The following is a 19,796-nucleotide window of genomic DNA, read 5'->3' as shown; positions in this document are numbered from 1 at the left end:
GTTACCGCTGCGGAAAAATCCACACATCCTCCGCCGGAAGCGTCAGATGGCAGTGTTCAGCATCGCGCAGCGCGGTTCCGTAGGCGCGTAGCGGAAAGTCGTCGCCCTCGGTGCGGAACAGGTACTCCCAGCGGTCGCCGAGGTACATGCTGGTCAGCAGCGGTAGCTGGAGACTGTTATCCTGCGCCGCGCCGTCAAGACGCAGACGCTCGACGCGGATCACCGCCGTCGCCGGCTCGCCGACGCTGACCCCCTCGCCCGCTCGCCCCCACAGGCTCCAGCTGGCGCCTTCGATGCGCGCCCTGCCGTTCTCCAGCGCCATCACCTTGCCGTGCAGGCGGTTATTGCTGCCCATAAACTCGGCGGCGAACAGCGTCGCCGGGCTGCCGTACATCTCCTGCGGCGTCCCCTGCTGCTCGATGACGCCATTGTTCAGCAGCAGAATACGATCGGAGATGGCCATCGCTTCATTTTGATCGTGGGTGACCATCAGCGCCGAGAGGCCCAGCTTGATGATCAGCTCGCGCAGAAACACCCGCGCCTCCTCGCGCAGCTTGGCGTCGAGGTTAGAGAGCGGCTCATCCAGCAGGATCACCGGCGGGTTGTAGACCAGCGCCCGGCCAATGGCCACCCGCTGCTGTTGGCCGCCGGAGAGCTGGTGCGGATGGCGGTTGCCAAGATGCCCCAGCCCCAGCTGATCCAGCACGCGCTGCACCCGCTCTTTTATCTCCCCGGCGGCGACTTTACGCAGCTTCAGCGGATAGGCCACGTTGTCGAACACCGTTTTGTGCGGCCACAGGGCATAGGACTGGAACACCAGGCCGAGGTTACGCTCTTCGGCCGGGATTTCGCTGCGCGGCGTGCCGTCGTACACCGTGCGGTTGCCGATGGCGATCCGCCCGCTCGTCGGTTTTTCCAGCCCAGCCACCGCCCGCAGCAGCGTGGTTTTGCCGCTTCCCGAAGGCCCCAGCAGCGACACCACCTCTCCCCGGCCGAGCGTCATCGACACCCCTTTCAGCACCGGGTTGTCGCCATAGGTGAGATGCAGATTTTCTACCGATAACTCAATCATGTAATTTCACTCCAAAGCGCAGGGCGATGCCAAGGCCAATCACCACCAGCAGAATATTGATAAAGGAGAGCGCCGCGACGATATCGATGGCCCCCGCCGCCCACAGCGACACCAGCATCGAGCCGATGGTTTCGGTACCCGGCGACAGCAGATAGACGCCGGTGGAATATTCGCGCTCAAAGATCAGAAACATCAGCAGCCAGGAGCCAATCAGCCCATAGCGCGACAGCGGGACGGTGACGTGGCGGGTGATCTGCCCCCGCGAGGCGCCGGTGCTGCGCGCCGCCTCCTCCAGCTCCGGTCCCACCTGCAGCAGCGTCGAGGAGATGAGCCGCAGGCCATAGGCCATCCATACCACGGTGTAGGCCAGCCAGACGCTGAAGATGGTATTGCGCAGCGCGCGCAGCTGCACGATAAGGTGCTCCCGCAGCCAGTCCGCCACCGGCAGCGCCGAGAGCCAGCCATGCTTCAGCGACTGATCGAGCCACATCGGCACAAACAGGAACACCCACAGGAAGGCCAGACCGGCCAGCAGCCCCGGCACCGCGCGCGGGACCAGCACGCTGTAGTCAAGAAAGCGGGTGACGTTGTCCGCTTTGCGGTGCATGGCGATGCCGACAAACAGATAGCAGATCACCGCCAGCGCGCCGCCGACGATGCCGATAGCCATCGAGTTGACGATCGCCCGCAGCAGGTTGGGCTGCTGCCAGATATTGTGGAACGTCGTCAGCGACAGCTCATCCCACAGCGACACGCCGACGCCCCAGTTGGAGATAAAGGCGCGCAGCGCCACGCCGAGCAGCGGCACGCCGATGGTCACCGTCAGCCAGGCCACCACCACCGCCCCGGCCACCCAGCGCCATTTGCCCAGCGGCAGCGCCCGCGCCTGCGACGCCTTGCCCTTCATAGTGACAAAGCGGTTGGCGGTGCGCATCAGCCGACGCTGGAGCATGACCAGCGGGATGGTGATGCAGATCAGCACCACCGCCACCGCCGCCATCAGATGGTAGGAGGGGGTGCCAAGCTTATTGGTCAGCTTGTAGAGATAGGTCGCCAGCACCATGTTGCCCTCGGGGTCGCCCAGCACCAGCATCAGACCGAAGACTTCCAGACCAAGGAAAAAGAGCAGCACGCAGGCGTAAAGAATGGAGGGCCGCACCATTGGCAGACTCACCGAAGTCATCACCTGCAGCGGCGTGGCGCCGACGGTGCGCGCCGCCTCTTCCACATCCGAGCCGACGCTGCGCAGCGCCGAGGAGATATAGAGATAGGCGTGCGGCACGTGGGTTAAGCCGGCGATGACCACAATGCTGAACATCGAGTAGATATTCCACGGCACAAAGCCGATCAGCTGCTGCGCCCACTGGGAAAAGAAGCCTACCGGCCCGGCAGCCACAACGTAGCCAAAGCCCAGCACCATCGGCGAGACGAAGATCGGCACCAGGATCAGCGGCTCAATGAACCGCCTGCCGGGTAAATCGGTGCGTACCATCAGAAAGGCCAAAATACCGCCCAGCGGAATGGCGATCATCACCAGGCCAAAGGCCAGAATAAACCCTGACCTTAACGCCAGATAAAAATCCGGGTCGGTAAAAATAAAGGCGAAGGCTTCCAGACTCCAGGATTTGGAGCGGGAAAAGAACGGCGCGGAGAGAAAACTCTGCACCACAATAAATAACAGCGGGACGTAAATCACCAGCGCCGTGATGCACACCACCACGCCGCGCGGCAGCCCCTGCCACTTTCTGCGTAATACATTCATGGTTCATCCCTTTGGTCAGGTGAATAAACCCGCCGGGTGTGAATAAGGGGCATCGGCGATGCCCCGGGGGAGGATTATTTCGCGGCGGCGCTGCGCCATTGTTTAATAAACTGCAGACGTTTTTGCGGCTGTAAATAATCCAGCAGCGTTTCGTTGACCGGGATCGGTTTTAACGCTTTGCCCAGCAGCGTGGTCATGCCGTCGATATCATTTTTGCCTTCAATATCGCGACGAAGAGAGGGAATATCCGCCTGGCTGGCGAGGATCTGTTGGCCTTTTTCCGACAGGACATAATCCAGCCACAATTTCGCCGCATTGGGATGTTCGCTCTCCTGGCTAATAAACGAGACGCGGGAGAGCACCAGCACGTAATCTTTCGGATAGGCGATGCCTAAAGAGGGATCGTTTTTCGCCCGCGCTTCGGCATAGGAGCCAAGAATGTTATAGCCGATCAGGTTTTCGCCAGAGGAGACGCGCTCCATCATCGTGCCGGTGGAAGACTGCACCGTCAGGCCGCCTTTAGCGATATTCGCCAGATCGGTAAAATAGTTCGCGTCGGCCTGGCTGTCCTGGACCGCCAGCATAAAGCCGAGGCCCGATTTTTCGATATCGTAGGTGGTGACTTTGCCTTTAAATTTATCGGCCTGGCTGGCGATCAATTTGGCCAGCGCGGTGTGCGAGTCCGGCACCTCATTCTGCGGGATCAGCCGTTTGTTATAGATAAATACCACCGGCTCGTAGGTGGTGCCATAGGCTTTCTGCTGCCACACCGCCCAGTCGGGTAATTGCTTCACCTCCGGCGAGGCATATTGTTCCGCGTACTCGGTGGCTAATTTCAGCGCGGTATCCATCGATGAGCTCCACACCACGTCCCCGCTGCCGCCCCCGGCGGCCTGCTCGCTGATATAGCGGTTATACAGCTCGGTGCTGTTCATGTCGTTATATTCGACTTTTACGCCCGGATATTGCGCTTCAAATCCTTTAATTAACGGCCCGGCCGCTTTGGTATCGGTTGTGGAATAGATCACCACCTTGCCCTCTTTGACGGCGGCATCAACCGTTTTTTGATAATCCGCCGGATAGCCCGCAGGCACCTCCGCCCAGGCGGCACAGGCGAAAACGGCCGTCAGTGAAACCACTAAACCACTTATTTTCTTATACATGATACCAACCTTTAATCATCAATTAATAAACACAAATTTAACATATAGTGGTATCAGCTCCCCTTGCAACGCCGGGGCTGGCTTTTTTCTGGCTTTTGTGACAGTGGCAGAATTTAAAAATGTGGTGTTTATGACGTTAATTAAAACGCGATCCCGGACCGGTTTTTTATCGTCTGTCGTATAACCCAGGCGCTGGCGCAGTGGCCTGTCGCCGGGAGAGTCCGCCCTTGACCTTCTGCGCCGGGCGGCGCAGCATAAAACGGCAAACATAACAAAATAACAACAGACTACAGGAGAGAATCAGTGCCAACAGGACACCGCTTTCTGGCGACGGATCTGCATCAGTTTGTCGTCTCACTGTTTACCCATCTCGGCAGCCGCTCAGAAGAAGCGACGCTGGTCGCCGACCATCTGATCGCCGCCAACCTGGCCGGGCATGACTCCCATGGCGTCGGGATGATCCCAAGCTATGTCAAATCCCACGCCGGCGGCTTTCTGCAGCTCAACCGCCACGCCACGGTCACCAAAGACGCCGGCGCCGTGGTCACCCTCGACGGCAACGCCGGCTTCGGCCAGGTGGTCGCCCACGAAGCGATGCAGTTAGGCATCGAAAAGGCGAAGCAGCACGGCATGGCGGCTATCGCCCTGCGCAATGCGCATCACGTCGGACGCATCGGCTACTGGGCGGAGCAGTGCGCCGCCGCCGGGCTGATCTCCATTCACTTCGTCAGCGTGATCGGCGACCCGATGGTCGCCCCGTTCCGCGGAAAAGACAGCCGCTTCGGCACTAACCCGCTGTGCGTGGTGTTTCCCCGCGCGGGCCATCCGCCGCTGCTGCTGGACTACGCCACCAGCGCCATCGCCTTTGGTAAAACCCGTGTCGCCTGGCACAAAGGGGAAGCCGTGGCGCCCGGTTGCCTGATCGACGCCGAGGGGCTGCCCACCACCGACCCGGCGGTGATGCAGACCTCGCCGCTGGGCGCCCTGCTCACCTTCGCCCAGCACAAAGGCTATGCCCTGGCGACACTGTGCGAAGTGCTCGGCGGCGCGCTCTCCGGGGGGCAAACCACCCATCAGGAAAGCCTGCAGACCAGCGTCGACGCCATCTTTAACTGCATGACCACCGTGATCCTGCGCCCGGACGCGTTCGATGCCCCGGACAGCCAGGCGCAGACGGAGGCCTTTATCGCATGGTGTAAACAGTCGCCGCACGATCCCGATGCCCCGGTGCTGGCCCCCGGCGAATGGGAGGCCGCCAACCGCGAAGCGCGCCTGGCCGAGGGGATCCCGCTGGATGCGGGCAGCTGGCAGGCAATCTGTGCCGCCGCGCGCGACGTCGGCCTGAGCGAGTCGCATATCGCCCGCTGCCGCCCTCTCGCGTAGCGGCATTATCCCCTGCAGAGCGTCTGACGTCGGCGCTCTGCGTCATCGTCATTAGTGACGAGGTTACGCTCCCGTCATCCTTCCCCTGTTATTTTTCATTGTAAATCAATAAATTAAATTCTGGCACGAGACCTGCATAGCGCAGCGGGCCTGCGTCCGCATCACCACCAGGCGATACCGCGATCGTTGCCCGTCGGGCCCGGCGCGACAGCGATCCTCTGTTCACTGTTAACAGGTCTGTTACTGATGAAAAAAATCACGAGCGTGTGCCCCTACTGCGGGGCGGGTTGCAAACTTAAACTGGTTGTCGACAACAATAAAATCATTCGCGCGGAAGCCGCCGACGGCGTCACCAACCAGAACCAGCTGTGCCTGAAAGGCTATTACGGCTGGGATTTTCTTAACGACACGCAGCTCCTGACGCCCCGTCTTAAACAACCGATGATCCGCTACCAGAAAGGCGGCGCTTTCACGCCGGTCAGCTGGCAGGAGGCGATTCGCTATACCGCCAGCAAGCTCAGGGAGATCAAAGAGAAACATGGCCCGCGCGCCATCATGACCACCGGCTCCTCGCGCGGCACCGGCAACGAAACCAACTATGTGATGCAAAAGTTCGCCCGCGCGGTGCTGAACACCAACAACGTCGATTGCTGCGCCCGCGTCTGCCATGGCCCTTCCGTCGCCGGGCTGCAGCAGGCGCTGGGCAACGGGGCGATGAGCAACTCGATAAGCGACATCGAAAACTCGAAGTGCCTGTTGGTCTTTGGCTACAACTGCGCCGACTCCCATCCCATCGTCGCCCGCCGGGTGATCAAAGCCCGGGAAAACGGCGCCAAAATCATCGTCTGCGATCCGCGACGCATTGAAACCGCACGCATAGCCGACCGTCATCTGCAGCTTAACAACGGCAGCAACATGGCGCTGGTGAACGCCTTCGGCTATGTATTGCTGGAAGAAGAGCTGTACAACAAAGCCTATGTCGAACGCTATACCGAAGGGCTGGACGCCTACCGCGAGGCGGTGAAAGATTACGCCCCGGAAGCAGTGGAAGGGATTGTCGGGGTCAGCGCGCAGGCGATCCGCGAGGCAATGCGCATGTTTGCCGCCGCCCCTTCCGCCACCATTATGTGGGGCATGGGGGTCACCCAGTTTGGCCAGGCGGTGGACGTGGTGCGCGGCCTGGCAAGCCTGGCGCTGCTCACCGGCAACCTGGGACGGGCGAACGTCGGCGTGGGCCCGGTCCGTGGGCAAAACAATGTACAGGGCGCCTGCGATATGGGCGTGCTGCCGAACCTGTTCCCCGGCTATCAGGAGGTCACCGACCCGGCCGTGCGGGCGAAATTCGCCGCCGCCTGGGGGATCGACCCGGCGCAGATGGATGACCAGGTCGGCACCCGCATCACCGAGGTGCCGCATAAGGCGCTGACGGGCGAGATCAAAGCCTACTACATCATGGGCGAAGATCCGCTGCAGACCGAAGCCGACCTCGGCCTGGTGCGCAAAGGCATCGAGGCGCTGGACTTCGTGGTGGTGCAGGATATCTTCATGACCAAAACGGCGGAGATTGCCGATGTCCTGCTGCCGGCCACCTCCTGGGGCGAGCACGGCGGCGTCTTCACCTGCGCCGACCGCGGGTTTCAGCGGTTTGAACAGGCGATCCCGCCGGCGGGGAATGTGAAGCGCGACTGGGAGATCATCAGTCTGCTGGCCAGCGAAATGGGCTATCCGATGCACTATGAGAGCAACCAGCAGATCTGGGACGAGATGCGCGAGCTCTGCCCGCTGTTCTACGGCGTGACCTGGGAGAAAATGGGCGATATGGGCCATGTTCAGTGGCCATGCCCGACCCTCGACCACCCCGGCACGCCGTGGCTGTATAAAGACAACCGCTTCGACACCCCATCAGGTAAAGGGCAGCTGTTCGCCACCGCCTGGCGCGCGCCGGCGGAGCGTCCGGATGATGAATGGCCGCTGGTGCTCTGCACGGTGCGGGAGGTGGGGCACTACTCCTGCCGCTCGATGACCGGCAACTGCGCCGCGCTGCAGTCGCTGGCCGACGAGCCGGGACGGGTGCAGATGAATCCCGTGGATGCGCAACGGCTGGGGATCGCCGACAAACAGCTGGTGTGGGTAAGCTCCCGGCGCGGAAAGGTCATCACCCGCGCCGACCTCAGCGATCGCATCAACCCGGGCGCGGTCTATATGACCTATCAGTGGTGGGTGGGCGCCTGTAATGAGCTGACCCAGGATAACCTGGATCCGATCTCCAAAACGCCGGAGACCAAATACTGTGCGGTGAAAGTGGAAGCGATTGCCGACCAGCAGTGGGCGGAGCGCTATGCCTGGACTGCCTACAGCGACATGAAGGCGCGACTGAAAGCCGCCGCCGACGTCTGACCTCAGGGAGCGCGCGCGCTCCCTTCCCTCCTGCCGCTGCCGGCGGGTTACGCCGCCGGCAGCTGTTTCTCCACCAGCGCCACCCACATCGCCACCCCGTGGCGAATCAGCGCGTCGTTAAAGTCATAGCTGGCGTTATGCAACGGCTTCGACGGCGTTTCGCCATCGGTGCCGATCCAGAAATAGGCCCCCGGACAGACCTCCAGCATGCAGGCAAAATCCTCAGAGGCCATCGACGGCGCCTGGTTCCAGCGCACCGCCTCCGCGCCGAGGGTGGCGACCGCCACCTCGCGCAGCAGCTGCGCCTGCGGCGCATGGTTTTTGGTCACCGGATACCCGGGAAACCAGCTAATCTCGCCCCGGACATCGGACACCTGCGGCTGGGTGGCCACATAGCTTTCGATAAGCTCCCGCACGCGGGCGCGAACGCGATTGCTCAGGCAGCGGAAGGTGCCACGCAGCACCACGGTGTCCGGCAGGACGTTTATCGCCTCGCCGCCGTTTATCTGGGTGATGCTGACCACTGCGGAATCCTGTGGCGACAGGCGACGGGAGGGGATGGTCTGCAGCGCCATAATCAGCTGCGCCGCGGCGACGATGGGATCGGCCCCGCTCTCCGGCATCGCCGCATGGCAACTTTTGCCGCGCAGGGTGATCTCGAAGGCGTCGAGGGAAGCCATCATCGCGCCATCGCTGAGCGCCACTTCGCCGAGGGGGATCCCCGGCCAGTTATGCAGTGCGTAAATCGCATCCATCGGGAAGCGTTCGAATAACCCCTCTTCCACCATTTTGCGCGCGCCGCCAAGGTTCTCTTCCGCCGGCTGGAAGACAAAGTGGACGGTACCGCTGAACTGGCGGGTCTGCGCCAGATGGGCCGCGGCCGCCAGCAGCATCGCGGTGTGGCCATCGTGGCCGCAGGCGTGCATTACCCCGGCGCGGCGCGAACGGTAGCTGACGCTCCCCAGCTCGGTGATCGGCAGGGCGTCCATATCGGCGCGCAGGCCGATAACCGGCCCGGGGCCGTTTTCCAGCGTCGCCACGACGCCGGTGCCGGCCAGCCCGCGATGAACCTGCAGGCCAAACGAGACCAGCAGCTCGGCGACGCGGCGCGAGGTCTCCTGCTCCTGATATCCGAGCTCAGGCGCGGCGTGAAACTCACGTCGCCAGCCTGTGGCTTCGGCGATCAGTGACGGCGATACGGCCATGTATTACTCCTTTCCTGCATAGCGTAATGCTGAATAATTGGGTCATGCGCTGCGTTTTTCCCCGTCGCTCACCGGCGCCGGGTCGCTGCCGCTCCCTCCGTTATATCCTGTCGTTAACACGCTGACAACGTCACGAAATGCGGCGGCGGCGCGGCGTACACGCCAGCCGCCGCCGGGCGGACCTTTTTTGGTAGTGATTTCAACGGTGACAACGGCCAGGCGATTAATTATTATGCAACTCAGGACGGCAATTTGCCGAAGGATCCACTACTGACCTCTCCGTCATCGGAAATAAAATGTTTAACCCAGACCAGAATCGTCTTGCCCCCACGCTGGCGATGATCATGGCCGCGTCGCTCGTGGGATTTATCACCGGCTATACGGTGCCGTTAATCAGTCTTGAGCTGGCGCAGCAGCAGGTTGCGCCGCTGTACGTCGGCCTGCTGGCCGCCCTGCCGCCCGCCGGTATGATGATCTCCTCTTTCCTCTCTCCTGCGCTGTGCCGGCGCGTTGAGATGGGCGTACTGCTGAGCGGCAGTCTGATCCTGCTGGCGCTGGCGACCATCGCCTCATGCATGACCACCGATATGACGCTGCTTCTGCTGCCGCGCCTGCTGACCGGCCTGGCCTCCGGGGTCATTATCGTACTGGGCGAAAGCTGGATCACCGGCGGCGCGGCGGGCAGCCAGCGCGCCACCCTCACCGGCATCTACGCCTCGGCCTTTACCGGCTGCCAGCTGGCCGGACCGCTGCTGATCTCCGTCGGCCCCGCCTGGCAGGCCTCGGCGCTGATGGCGATCGTCGCGGTCACCGCCGTCTGCCTGCTGATGCTGCGCCATCTGCCCACCGGCACCCGCGAAAGCCTTGGGGAGCGCGCCAGCTGGCGCAGCCTCGGCGCCTTCCTGCCGGTACTGGCCTCCGGGGTCTTCTGCTTCGCCTTCTTCGACGCCAGCATCCTCGCCCTGCTGCCGCTGTACGGCATGGACAAGGGGCTTAATGAAGGAATGGCGGTGCTGCTGGTGACCGTGGTGCTTACCGGGGATGCGATGTTCCAGACCCCGCTCGGCTGGCTGGCCGACCGGGTCGGCATTCGCCGCGTGCATCTGGCCTGCGCGGTGGTCTTCAGCCTGTCGCTGCTGGCCCTGCCGCTGATGCTCGGCTCACGCATTCAGCTGATGGCCATTTGTCTGCTGCTGGGCGCCGCGGCGGGGGCGCTGTATACCCTGTCGCTGGTGCGGGCGGGGAAAACCTTTAGCGGACAGAAGCTAATTATGATTAACGCCCTGTTCGGCTTTTTCTGGTCCGCCGGCAGCGTCGCCGGACCGGTAGTCAGCGGCATGCTGATCGGCATCACCGGCTACGATGGCCTGATCGCCACCCTGGTGGCCAGCGGCGGGCTGTTCCTGCTGATCCAGTGTCTGTGTAAAAACGAGAAAACCCTGCTCGCCAGCGAGCAGGAAGAGGACATGGACGAAGCGACGGAGTCCGCGCAGTAGTCCTGACGGCTGGCCTGGCGCCAGCCTTTTTTATGGCCCTTACCGGAGGGCATCCTGTTTTTGCTGGCTCACTGCTGTTAACCATTGCCGGCCCCCCTGCCAGGAGGAAATCATATGGAAAGTAATACGTTACATCGTGGCAGATTGATCGATCATATTCTGCTGGTTGTCGAAGACTTTGCGGCAAGCAAAAACTTCTATACCGCCGTACTGTCGGCGCTGGAGATCCCGGCGATCGCCACCGCCAATGAATACTTGCTGGCTGACGAACTGGTGGTGGCCTCACGCCACAGCCAGGAGGCCGCCGGGAAACTGACAGGGCGCCACCATCTGGCGTTCCAGGCCAGAGATCGCCACATGGTGGACGCTTTTTACCATGCAGCGCTGACCCATGGCGGCCGCGATAACGGCGCGCCTGGCGAACGACACTATCATTCTGGTTACTATGCCGCTTTTGTGCTGGATCCGCAGGGGAATAATATTGAGGCGGTGTACCATGGCGAGGCTGAGCGCAGCGCCGGGTCTGTTGCCATCCGCTTCACGCAGTAAGCGGGCGAAAGTCACCTTTTTGCCCGCAACAGGAGGACACTATGTTTTCATACATTATGCTGGGAACGAACGATCTACCACGCGCCATCGAGTTCTATGACCCGTTAATGGCATTGCTGGGGCACGCCAAAGCCGGCCGTAACGAACAAGGCGCCTCATGGGGCACCTTCAACGGAAACCAGACCTGCGGGCTGTGCGTGGGCGTCCCCTTTGATCAGCAGCCTGCCGGGGTGGGCAATGGAACGATGGTGGCGCTTAACGCCCGCTCCGTCGAACATATTGCGGAACTGCATGCCCTCGCCCTGCAACTCGGCGGACGTGACGAAGGCGCGCCCGGTCACCGTCCGCAGTATGGCGACGGCTTTCACAGCGCCTACGTCCGCGATCCCGACGGCAATAAGCTGGCGTTTGTTTATTATGCGTCGGCAGCTTGAATGGCTGCTGCGGTAGTGCCTTTTTCAGGCAGTAATGAGTAATTCAGGACGGCCGACTTCGCCGTCCTGATTTCATTGAGAATAACGAAAAACCGCGGTTAAAGCGCTACGGCTTATCTTCCCGACGAGTTATCTACGGCGAAGTGATAACGTAATCCGGCGTCGCGCATACAGCGTTTCCGCCGCCAGCTGAAAATGATATTCCATCGCCTTCAGCTTTTTCGTCTTGAGCTGTTTTAGTGGGATACCTTTGATCTGCCCTGTCGCGACCAACCACCGGATATCAGCCGTACTCAGCTTGAGCTGCTTTTTCAGTATTGATAGCAGGCTGACGCGAAAAGGCTGAAGGACCCGAACGCGCACCATTATTTGCGGGCAAGCCATCAACCTGACCGACCAATGCTCCTGAATACGAAAATCAGGTTGCCCCGACGGCTCGGCGCCGTTGCGCTTCAGCGTCGCGAGGTCAGCGGCATAATAGCGAACCATGGCAGCATCGTTCTGCCTCAGGCGCTGAAGCTGTTCGCGGTTAATCTTGCTGACGTGCAGCCTGGAAAACAGGGCGATATTCCAGGTGTAATCGCAGTGCGTGCATTTATAGATGCTCCAGATATCCAGCAACTTCTTTTGCGAATTCACCCGGATGGCGCCGGAAGGCGCGAAGTCGCGTTTTACATTGCAGGAGGGGCAGCGTTTGGCAATGTGCTGATACCCCACGGGCGTGACCGTCCATGTAACTGTCATAACATACCTTTTTTAACCCATACGAAACCGAGTCCGTCATTAACGGACCATGATTTTTGGCGTATGAAAAATAGTTAGTCGCTATTTTTCAGTGGGTTAAAAAAAGATTTCCAACGTTATATTCCTGGTGAAGCCCAAAGCGATACCCGGAGATTAACAAAGGAGTCGTCGCGGGATTTATGAGTTCAGTCAATGTTTATACTGATGATGAAAAATATCATCAATATATCTGACAACACTCAGCGGGCTGGCCTGGCGCCAGCCCGCCCGGTTTACAGCACCTTGCTGAGGAACGCGGCGGTGCGTGGGTTGGTCGGCGCGCTAAAGATCTGCCCCGGCTTGCCCTCTTCCTGAATCACGCCCTGGTCGATGAAGATCACCCGGTCGGCCACTTCGCGGGCAAAGCCCATTTCGTGGGTCACGATCACCATGGTCATCCCCTCGCTGGCGAGGTTTTTCATCACCTCCAGCACGTCGCCCACCAGCTCCGGATCCAGCGCCGAGGTGGGCTCATCGAACAGCATTATCGACGGCTTCATCGCCAGCGCGCGGGCAATCGCGACGCGCTGCTGCTGGCCGCCGGACAGGCTCGAGGGCCAGGCGTCGCGCTTATCGCTTAAGCCCACCTTCGCCAGCAAGGCTTCCGCCAGGTCGACCGCCTGCTGGCGCGGCATATTGCGCAGATTCATCGGCGCCATAATCAGGTTTTCCAGCACCGTCATGTGCGGGAACAGGTTAAAGCGCTGGAACACCATGCCGACGCTTTCGCGCATCTTGTTGAGGTCGGTAGTGCGGTCGTGGGCGGCAAAGCCGTTGACCACCACCTCGCCTTCGCTGACCGTCTCGAGGGCGTTCATACAGCGCAGAAAGGTACTTTTCCCCGAGCCGGAGGGGCCGATGATGCACACCACTTCCTGCGGTTTAATGTCGCAGCTGATGCCGCGCAGCACGTGGCTGTCGCCGAAGCGCTTATGTAAGTTATTAATGTGAATCACTTTTGCCAAACCTCTTTTCCAGACGGTTAACCAGCTGCGCCAGCAGGAAGGTGATCACCCAGTAGACCAGGGAGATGGTCAGGTAGGGTTCCCAGTAGGTGGCGTAGGCGCCGGAGACGGTGCGCGCGGCGTAGGCCAGATCGGCCAGGCCTATCGCCGAGGCCAGCGACGAGTCTTTGACTATGGCGATGGCGTTGTTGCCCAGCGGCGGCAGAATGCGGCGAAACGCCTGGGGCAGGATCACCTTGCGCATGGTTTTCCACCACGGCATGCCCAGCGCGCGGGAGGCCTCCATCTGCCCTTTGTCGATCGACTGGATGCCGGCGCGGAAAATCTCCGACACATAGGCGCCAGCGTTAAGGGTGATCGCCACAATGCACGAGAGGAACGCCCCGTAGCTGGCGCGCAGCTCGCGGGCAAAGTCGGCGCTCATCAGGCCGCTGGTCACCAGCAGGCCGTCGCGCGGGTTAATAAACAGCGGCACCAGCGCAAAGTGCACCACCATGATCTGCACGAACAGCGGCGTACCGCGGAAGGCGCTAACGTAAAAGCGCACCGGAAACTGCACCAGGTAGCGGAGAATATATTTCCATGGCCCGTGCTCGGCCTTCGCCATCCGTCCGAGACCGAGGGTTAACCCCCACAGCGTCCCGAGGATCACGCAGATAATGGTACATTTAATCGTCATCAGGGCGCCGTCCACAAACAGCGGGCCGTACTCCTCGATGATCTCCCAACGGAATCCCGTCATAGTCCTTCCCTAAAAAATACGGCTATCGCCTGGGCGATAGCCGTGGTCACTGAAAAAGGTGGGTTATTGCGCTGGCAGCGTCGGCACGTTGTCGTCGAACCAGGTTTTATAGATTTTGGCGTAAGTTCCGTCGGCAACAATCTTCTGCAGACCGGCGTTGATTTTGCCCAGCAGTTCGCTGTTGCCTTTCGCCACTGCGATACCGAAATACTGGCGTTCAAATTTGGCATCCGGCACCAGCTTGAACTGCTTCTCCGGGTGCTGTTTGATGTAGTACTTCACCACCCCGACGTCACCCACCGCGGCGCTGACGCCGTCCTCGAACAGCTCCTGGAGCATCAGCGGGGTATTGTCGAAGCGCTTGATCGCCGTGCTGTTTTTGCCCAGTACCTCAGAGACCACGATATCGCCGGTGCTGGAGTTCACCACCCCGACCTTCTCGTTTTTCAGGGCCGCGAGGGAATCGACCTGCGAATCCTGGGCGACGACGATAGACTGCTCGGCCGGGAAGTACGGCGCGGAGAAATCGACCATCTGTTTGCGTTTATCGGTGATGGTGATCCCGGAGATGATGATGTCGCGGTCGCCGGTGTTCAGCGTGGCGAAGATACCTTCCCATGGGGTATTGACCAGTTTGACGTCAAAGCCTTCGGCTTTGGCGATGGCTTTGATGATGTCGATATCAAAACCTTCCAGCTGTTTCTGGCTGTTTTCAAATTCAAATGGCCGGTAGGTGCCGCCGGAGCCGACGGTATAGGTTTCCGCAGCCGCCTGTCCGGCTGCCGTCAGCGCGGCCATCATGAAACACGCTTTGAGCAAATTCTTAACCATGAGATATCCTTTTTATGCATTTATTTTGCATAAAAATACACACACTTACTTTTGTATGCAACCGGAAACCTTCCCGCTGGTGAATTATCTTATCAACTGGCCCGTTTACCGCCGGATTTACCGATGGCCCGGTGCAGGTCGTTGATTCGCTTCAGGGATTTCACCGTTTTTTGTGGCGTGGTCGAGGCCACCGACAGGACAATCATCTCCAGACAGACCAGCACCGTGCCGTGCAGCGGCATCCGGCTACTGTCCCCGCCGCGCGGGACGTCGATCACCACCTGCGCCTCCTGGCTGAAGCGCGAGTCCACCGCCTGGGTCAGCAGGATAGTCGGAATTCCCAGCCGCTTCGCCTCGCGCAGGGTGGTCATCCCTTCGCGATGGGGGGATTTTTGCCCCATCATGATCAGCACATCGCCGCGCTGCAGGCCGATAAGCTGCTCGGCGAGGCTAAAGCCCGTGCGGTTCATCACGTAAGCCGGCAGGCCAATGCGGCTGAACAGCCGGGCGGTGTACTCGGCGAGGATCCCCGAGGCGCCGATGCCGAAGATCCCCACCTGGCGCGCGTCGCTGAGCAACGCCACCGCCTGGGCCACCGCCGCGCGGTTGTCGGCCCGCGACAGGACCTCGCAGACCCGCTGGTGCCCTTCAAGCACAAAATCAATACTGGAATTGACGTCGCTGGCGAGTGCGGTGACTGTCGAGCGCATCTTTTCCGCCGAGGTGACCGAGGTGCCGAACCAGCGCTCCATAGTCTGCTTAAGCTCGCGCAGCCCGGCGAAGCCCAGCGCCTGGATGGCGCGCACCACCGTGGCGTCAGAGGTCTGGGTCGCGGTGGCGATCTCCATCGCCGTCTGCTCCAGCACCACCTCGCGGTTGTCGTTGATATAGCTGACCACGGCCCGCAGGCGGGGAGAGAGCTGATGCGCCCGGGCGCGATAGCGTTCGCCGAACAGGTCGACCCGCCCCTTCTCTTTTTTTACCGCGCTTTTCATTTGGCCACCGCCGGGATCGGCCTGCCGGCAATATGCGACTGCACCTGGGCCACCATCAGAGAGAGCGCGGCGTAGGAGTTGGAGATCACCTCCTCCCGCGGCAGCAAAATATAGCGCCCGGTGCGGCAGGCGCGCATAAAGTCGCACCAGCCGGGCATCACCCCTTCCATCGCCTGCAGCTCATCCTGCGGCTTACCGCCGGTATCCGACCGCCAGGTGGCGAAGACAAAATCGGCGTCCAGCTCCGGCAGCTGTTCCGCGCTGACGTCAATTCGCTGGCCGTCGGGGATCCGCTCAATCAACGGCGGAAAGCGGAACCCGGCGTCGCGCAGCACCCGGCCCAGCGCGTGGTAAGAATGATGCACCGTGACCTTGCCGTTGTTCGCCTGGATCACCGAGACGCTGTACTGCGACGGGTTAACCATCGCTTTCAGCTGCTTGATTTGCTCCTGATAGCGGCGCTCGAGGATCGCCAGCCGCGGCTGGGTGCCGGTCAGCTGCGCCAGCTTGCGGTAAATCTCCGGGGCGCTGCCCTGCAGATGGTCGATGCTCACCGTCGGGGCAATCTTCTCCAGCTGCTCCACCGACACGTGACGGCTGGGCTCGGTGATGATCAGATCCGGCCTGGCGGCGGCCACCGCTTCCAGATCGATATCGGCGGTGCCAATAAAGCGGATATCGCTATTGTCGAAATCGACGCCGGTGAGCTGGGCGCTGGAGCGCAGATAGTGGCTGCCGTCCGGCCGCGTCCGGCCGTGGCTGGCGATGGGCGGCGCCCCGAGCTCAATCAGCGGAATGGTAATGTCGAGATCGTGCATCGAAACGATACGCTGCGGATGGAGCGGGACGGTGACCGTGCGGCCTAAATCATCGGTAAAAGTCTGAGTTTGTGGGTCGGCGGCGCTGACGGCCCCCGTCAGCAACAGCAGCAATGAGACGAACCAACGCATAATACCTTCCTGGTTAAAGGGCATCGCGGCGACGCCAGAGTAAGACAACAAAAAACGGGCAGCCCACCAGGGCAATAACAATCCCCGCCGGGATCTGCAGCGGCGCAAACGCCAGCCGGCCAAGGGTATCGGTCACCAGCACCAGCAAGGCGCCAATCAGCGCGCTTCCGCTCAGCAGCGATACCTGGCCGCCGCGCAGCACAAAACGCGCCATATGCGGCGCCATCAGGCCAACAAAGCCCAGGCTGCCGACGCAGGAGACACTGGCCGAGGTCAGCAGCACCGGGGCGAAAAAGCGCAGCAGCGTGAGCTGCTGCAGACGCACCCCAAGGCCGATGGCGGTCCGGTCGCCCAGCAGCGCCGCGTCCGCCGCCCGGGCGGTACAGAACAGGATGATGGCTCCGGGCAGCGCCCAGCAAAAGGCCACCGCCAGCAGCGACCAGGTGGCGGCCTGCAGGCTGCCCGCCAGCCAGATCATCGCCGTCTGCACGTCGCGAACGTCGGCGGTGGTCATAAAGATGCCGACCGCCGCCGCCAGGGTCCAGGAGACGCCGACGCCAATTAAAATAAAGCGCGGTCGCGAGCAATCGCGCGCCAGCGTCAGGACCAGCAGGGCCACCGCCACGCCGCCGACCATTCCCGCCAGCGGCCGCCAGACCAGGCCTACCGCCGGGAAAAACAGCACCAGCGCCAGGACCACGATGCTGGCCCCCTCTTTGACGCCGATCAGCCCCGGGTCGGCCAGCCCGTTGCGGGTGATGCTCTGCATCGCCGCGCCGGCCAGCCCCAGCATAGCCCCGCACAGCAGCGCCATCAGGATCCGCGGCAGGCGGATATCAAACAGAATAAAGCGCGGCTGCTCGCCAATCTCCTGCGGCGCCAGCAGGGCCCGCGCCAGCGTCGACGCGGGCAGCGGATAGCTGCCGCGACTGAGGCTGTACAGCCCCAGCGCCAGCAGCATCAGCAGCATTAAGGCGGCAATGTTAAGCGCCGCCGGGCGCAGCAGCAGCTGGCGGGAAGCGAAAACCAGCGGCCGAAAACCGGCCCGATGGACGGCGCGCATCATTTAAAAAACCTCGCGGCGATAAAGATAAACAGCGGCGCGCCCACCAGGGCGGTCATCGCCCCGGTGGCCAGCTCCTGAGGGGCGACCAGCGTCCGGGCGGCGATATCCGCCAGGAGCAGCACCAGCGCCCCCACCGGCGCCGCCAGGGGCAGCGCCAGGCGGATATCTTCCGTCACCAGACGGCGCACCACGTGCGGCACCACCAGCCCGACGAAGCCGATCGGCCCGGCCACCGCCACCGCCGCGCCGCAGAGCAGCGCAATCGCCAGCAGGCCCAGGAGCCGGGTCTGGACGAGGTTCACGCCGAGGCCCAGCGCTACCTTATCCCCCAGCGCCAGCACGTTGAGGCGCGGGGCAAGGAACAGCGCAACGCCAAGGCCGATCAGCGCCGGGACCAGCGCCGTCCGCAGCGTGCTCCAGTTCAGCCCGGCCAGATCGCCCGCCAGCCAGGTGCGCATCGCCAGCAGCGTTTGTTCATCGAGAATTAATATCGCCGCCGTCACCGCCGACGCAAACGCCGACAGCGCTACCCCGCACAGCGTGATGCGCAGCGGCGTCGCTCCGCCGCGACCGGCAGAGGCCAGCGCCATCACCCCGCCGAACAGCAGCGCCGCGCCGCAGGCGGCGGTCAGCGGCCGCGCGGCGGGGAAAGCGCCGAAGGAGAGCCCCAGCGCAGAGGTCGCCACCACCGCCAGCAACGCGCCGGCGTTAAGGCCGAGGATATGCGGCTCGCCCAGCGGGTTGCGGATCACCGTCTGCAGCAGCAGCCCGGCGACGCCGAGCGCCGCGCCGGTCAGCAGCGCCGCCGCCAGCCGCACCAGGCGCAGTTCGACGATTATCCGCTGATCGAAGTTACGCGGGTTGTACTCCAGCAGCGCCTGCAGCACCGTCTGCGGGGCGATCCAGCGGGCGCCCAGGCCAAGATGCACCAGCGAGCCGGCAATAAGCAGCAGCGTAAGCAGGAGCAGCGCCAGCCGGGGACGGGCGCGCCGCCGCGCGGGATGCAGGGTAACCACGCTCATTGTGCCGCCGCCTGGCGGGCGCGAAACGGCATAAAGAACGGTTTGCCGGTTTGCGGGTTAATCGACATCTGCACGTCAACGTCAAACACGCGTTTAATCAGCTCAGGGCTACAGACTTCAACGTCGCTAATCGTCCCGGCGATGCGCCCCTGTTTAAGGAATACCAGCAGATCGGCATAGTTGACGGCAAAGTTAAGGTCATGGAGCACCGTCACCACCGTACGGCCATGCTCGCGGGTCAGGGTCTGGAGCAGTTCGAGAATATCGACCTGATAGCGCAGGTCGAGCCAGGTGGTCGGTTCATCAAGCAGAATCGTGGCCGTTTGCTGGGCCAGCGCCATGGCGATCCAGCAGCGCTGACGCTGGCCGCCGGAGAGGCTGTCCACCGGCAGATGAGCGAACTCGCGGGTGCCCGTTAAGCGCAGCGCCTCTTCCACCGCCAGCTCATCGGCGTCGGACCACTGGCGCATCAGCCCCTGCCACGGGAAGCGACCGCGCGAGACCAGTTCGAAAACCGTTAACCCTTCCGGCGTCAGCGGCGATTGCGGCAGGATGCCGAGCTGGCGCGAGACGGCCTTCGTCGGCATCTGATGAATGGCTTGCCCTTCCAGACGCACGCAGCCGCCGAGCGGTTTCAGCATCCTGGCGATGGTCGACAGCAGCGTGGATTTGCCGGAGCCGTTCGCCCCGGCCAGCACCGTCATTTTGCCGGTGGGGATGGTCAGGTTGATGTCGTCAACGATCAGGGTCTGGCCGTAGCCGGCCGACAGGGCATCCAGTACGATCCCCTGCTCTGCAGGTGTCACCCGCTGTGGCATAACTCGCTCCTGCGCCGCAGCGTTCCAGGCGATGGCTGGACATTCTGCAGTCAAATCAAAATAAATCTCATTCTCTTTTGATCATGACGGGGATGAATGTAGTAGTCAATAGTCGCCATCGTCTTCAGGCGCGGACGATGACTACAGCGAGGCCGCGCCAATG

At 61.9% G+C, this 19,796-nt stretch carries 17 protein-coding genes and 1 pseudogene; 5 read left to right on the top strand and 13 right to left on the bottom strand.

The features are described 5' to 3' along the window. Window position 1: 1 nt before the first annotated feature. From ACOI6Z_RS04435 to ACOI6Z_RS04425, 3 genes are all read right to left on the bottom strand, one after another. Complete coding sequence (locus tag ACOI6Z_RS04435) at window positions 2–1,072, bottom strand: ABC transporter ATP-binding protein (protein ID WP_002908292.1); 1,071 nt, start codon at window positions 1,070–1,072, stop codon at window positions 2–4. Continuing rightward, complete coding sequence (locus ACOI6Z_RS04430) at window positions 1,065–2,834, bottom strand: ABC transporter permease (protein WP_065812953.1); 1,770 nt, start codon at window positions 2,832–2,834, stop codon at window positions 1,065–1,067. Before ACOI6Z_RS04430 ends, ACOI6Z_RS04435 begins: the two co-directional genes overlap by 8 nt. A 74-nt stretch (window positions 2,835–2,908) precedes the next feature. Next, complete coding sequence (locus tag ACOI6Z_RS04425; RefSeq protein ID WP_023290032.1) at window positions 2,909–3,997, bottom strand: ABC transporter substrate-binding protein; 1,089 nt, start codon at window positions 3,995–3,997, stop codon at window positions 2,909–2,911. A gap of 303 nt (window positions 3,998–4,300) precedes the next feature. Between ACOI6Z_RS04425 and ACOI6Z_RS04420 the strand changes: the two genes are divergently transcribed. Together ACOI6Z_RS04420 and fdhF are read left to right on the top strand one after the other, a co-directional pair. Next, a complete protein-coding gene (locus ACOI6Z_RS04420; protein WP_065812952.1) occupies window positions 4,301–5,380 on the top strand; it encodes a malate/lactate/ureidoglycolate dehydrogenase in 1,080 nt (359 codons plus the stop codon). Window positions 5,381–5,626: 246 nt separating this feature from the next. Then, window positions 5,627–7,777 (top strand): formate dehydrogenase subunit alpha, encoded by a 2,151-nt coding sequence (fdhF, locus tag ACOI6Z_RS04415; protein ID WP_023290034.1) that lies wholly within the window; start codon window positions 5,627–5,629, stop codon window positions 7,775–7,777. 47 nt (window positions 7,778–7,824) lie between these two features. Here fdhF and ACOI6Z_RS04410 read toward each other — a convergent pair whose 3' ends face one another. Further along, window positions 7,825–8,982 carry a M20 aminoacylase family protein gene (locus ACOI6Z_RS04410; protein ID WP_065812951.1) on the bottom strand — a complete coding sequence of 386 codons (1,158 nt, stop codon included), beginning with the start codon at window positions 8,980–8,982 and terminating at the stop codon, window positions 7,825–7,827. 296 nt (window positions 8,983–9,278) lie between these two features. Between ACOI6Z_RS04410 and ACOI6Z_RS04405 the strand changes: the two genes are divergently transcribed. The 3 genes from ACOI6Z_RS04405 (at window position 9,279) to ACOI6Z_RS04395 (ending at window position 11,461) form a co-directional block, all read left to right on the top strand. After that, a complete protein-coding gene (locus ACOI6Z_RS04405; protein WP_044523748.1) occupies window positions 9,279–10,478 on the top strand; it encodes an MFS transporter in 1,200 nt (399 codons plus the stop codon). A gap of 114 nt (window positions 10,479–10,592) precedes the next feature. Continuing rightward, window positions 10,593–11,027 (top strand): VOC family protein, encoded by a 435-nt coding sequence (locus ACOI6Z_RS04400; RefSeq protein WP_065812950.1) that lies wholly within the window; start codon window positions 10,593–10,595, stop codon window positions 11,025–11,027. A 41-nt stretch (window positions 11,028–11,068) separates the two neighbouring features. Further along, window positions 11,069–11,461, top strand: coding sequence for a VOC family protein (locus tag ACOI6Z_RS04395; protein ID WP_032453198.1), 393 nt, complete (start codon window positions 11,069–11,071; stop codon window positions 11,459–11,461). Between the two features lie 129 nt (window positions 11,462–11,590). Here the strand turns inward: ACOI6Z_RS04395 and ACOI6Z_RS04390 are convergent, their stop codons facing one another. From ACOI6Z_RS04390 to ACOI6Z_RS04350, 9 genes and pseudogenes are all read right to left on the bottom strand, one after another. Next, on the bottom strand, window positions 11,591–12,178 hold the full coding sequence (locus ACOI6Z_RS04390) for a DUF1062 domain-containing protein (protein ID WP_072421789.1): 588 nt from the start codon (window positions 12,176–12,178) through the stop codon (window positions 11,591–11,593). A 299-nt stretch (window positions 12,179–12,477) separates the two neighbouring features. After that, window positions 12,478–13,200, bottom strand: a complete 723-nt coding sequence (locus ACOI6Z_RS04385; RefSeq protein ID WP_004189541.1) for an amino acid ABC transporter ATP-binding protein — start codon at window positions 13,198–13,200, stop codon at window positions 12,478–12,480. Further along, window positions 13,187–13,951: an amino acid ABC transporter permease gene (locus ACOI6Z_RS04380; protein ID WP_004151161.1), complete on the bottom strand. Its 765-nt coding sequence runs from the start codon at window positions 13,949–13,951 to the stop codon at window positions 13,187–13,189. Before ACOI6Z_RS04380 ends, ACOI6Z_RS04385 begins: the two co-directional genes overlap by 14 nt. 63 nt (window positions 13,952–14,014) lie before the next feature. Then, a complete protein-coding gene (locus tag ACOI6Z_RS04375) occupies window positions 14,015–14,782 on the bottom strand; it encodes a basic amino acid ABC transporter substrate-binding protein (RefSeq protein ID WP_008804504.1) in 768 nt (255 codons plus the stop codon). Between the two features lie 92 nt (window positions 14,783–14,874). After that, window positions 14,875–15,808, bottom strand: a pseudogene (locus ACOI6Z_RS04370) (MurR/RpiR family transcriptional regulator). Next, window positions 15,774–16,751: an ABC transporter substrate-binding protein gene (locus ACOI6Z_RS04365; protein ID WP_072413321.1), complete on the bottom strand. Its 978-nt coding sequence runs from the start codon at window positions 16,749–16,751 to the stop codon at window positions 15,774–15,776. The pseudogene ACOI6Z_RS04370 and the gene ACOI6Z_RS04365 overlap by 35 nt, the downstream one beginning before the upstream one ends. Continuing rightward, complete coding sequence (locus ACOI6Z_RS04360; protein ID WP_065812947.1) at window positions 16,741–17,793, bottom strand: FecCD family ABC transporter permease; 1,053 nt, start codon at window positions 17,791–17,793, stop codon at window positions 16,741–16,743. Before ACOI6Z_RS04360 ends, ACOI6Z_RS04365 begins: the two co-directional genes overlap by 11 nt. Beyond that, window positions 17,790–18,815 (bottom strand): FecCD family ABC transporter permease, encoded by a 1,026-nt coding sequence (locus tag ACOI6Z_RS04355; RefSeq protein ID WP_232554062.1) that lies wholly within the window; start codon window positions 18,813–18,815, stop codon window positions 17,790–17,792. Before ACOI6Z_RS04355 ends, ACOI6Z_RS04360 begins: the two co-directional genes overlap by 4 nt. Then, window positions 18,812–19,633 carry an ABC transporter ATP-binding protein gene (locus ACOI6Z_RS04350; protein ID WP_232554061.1) on the bottom strand — a complete coding sequence of 274 codons (822 nt, stop codon included), beginning with the start codon at window positions 19,631–19,633 and terminating at the stop codon, window positions 18,812–18,814. Before ACOI6Z_RS04350 ends, ACOI6Z_RS04355 begins: the two co-directional genes overlap by 4 nt. Window positions 19,634–19,796 lie beyond the last annotated feature (163 nt).

Origin of the sequence: Klebsiella sp. C239 (genome assembly GCF_048822715.1) — a bacterium.
Classification (GTDB): domain Bacteria; phylum Pseudomonadota; class Gammaproteobacteria; order Enterobacterales; family Enterobacteriaceae; genus Klebsiella; species Klebsiella quasipneumoniae.
This window is presented reverse-complemented; position numbering and strand designations above follow the sequence as displayed.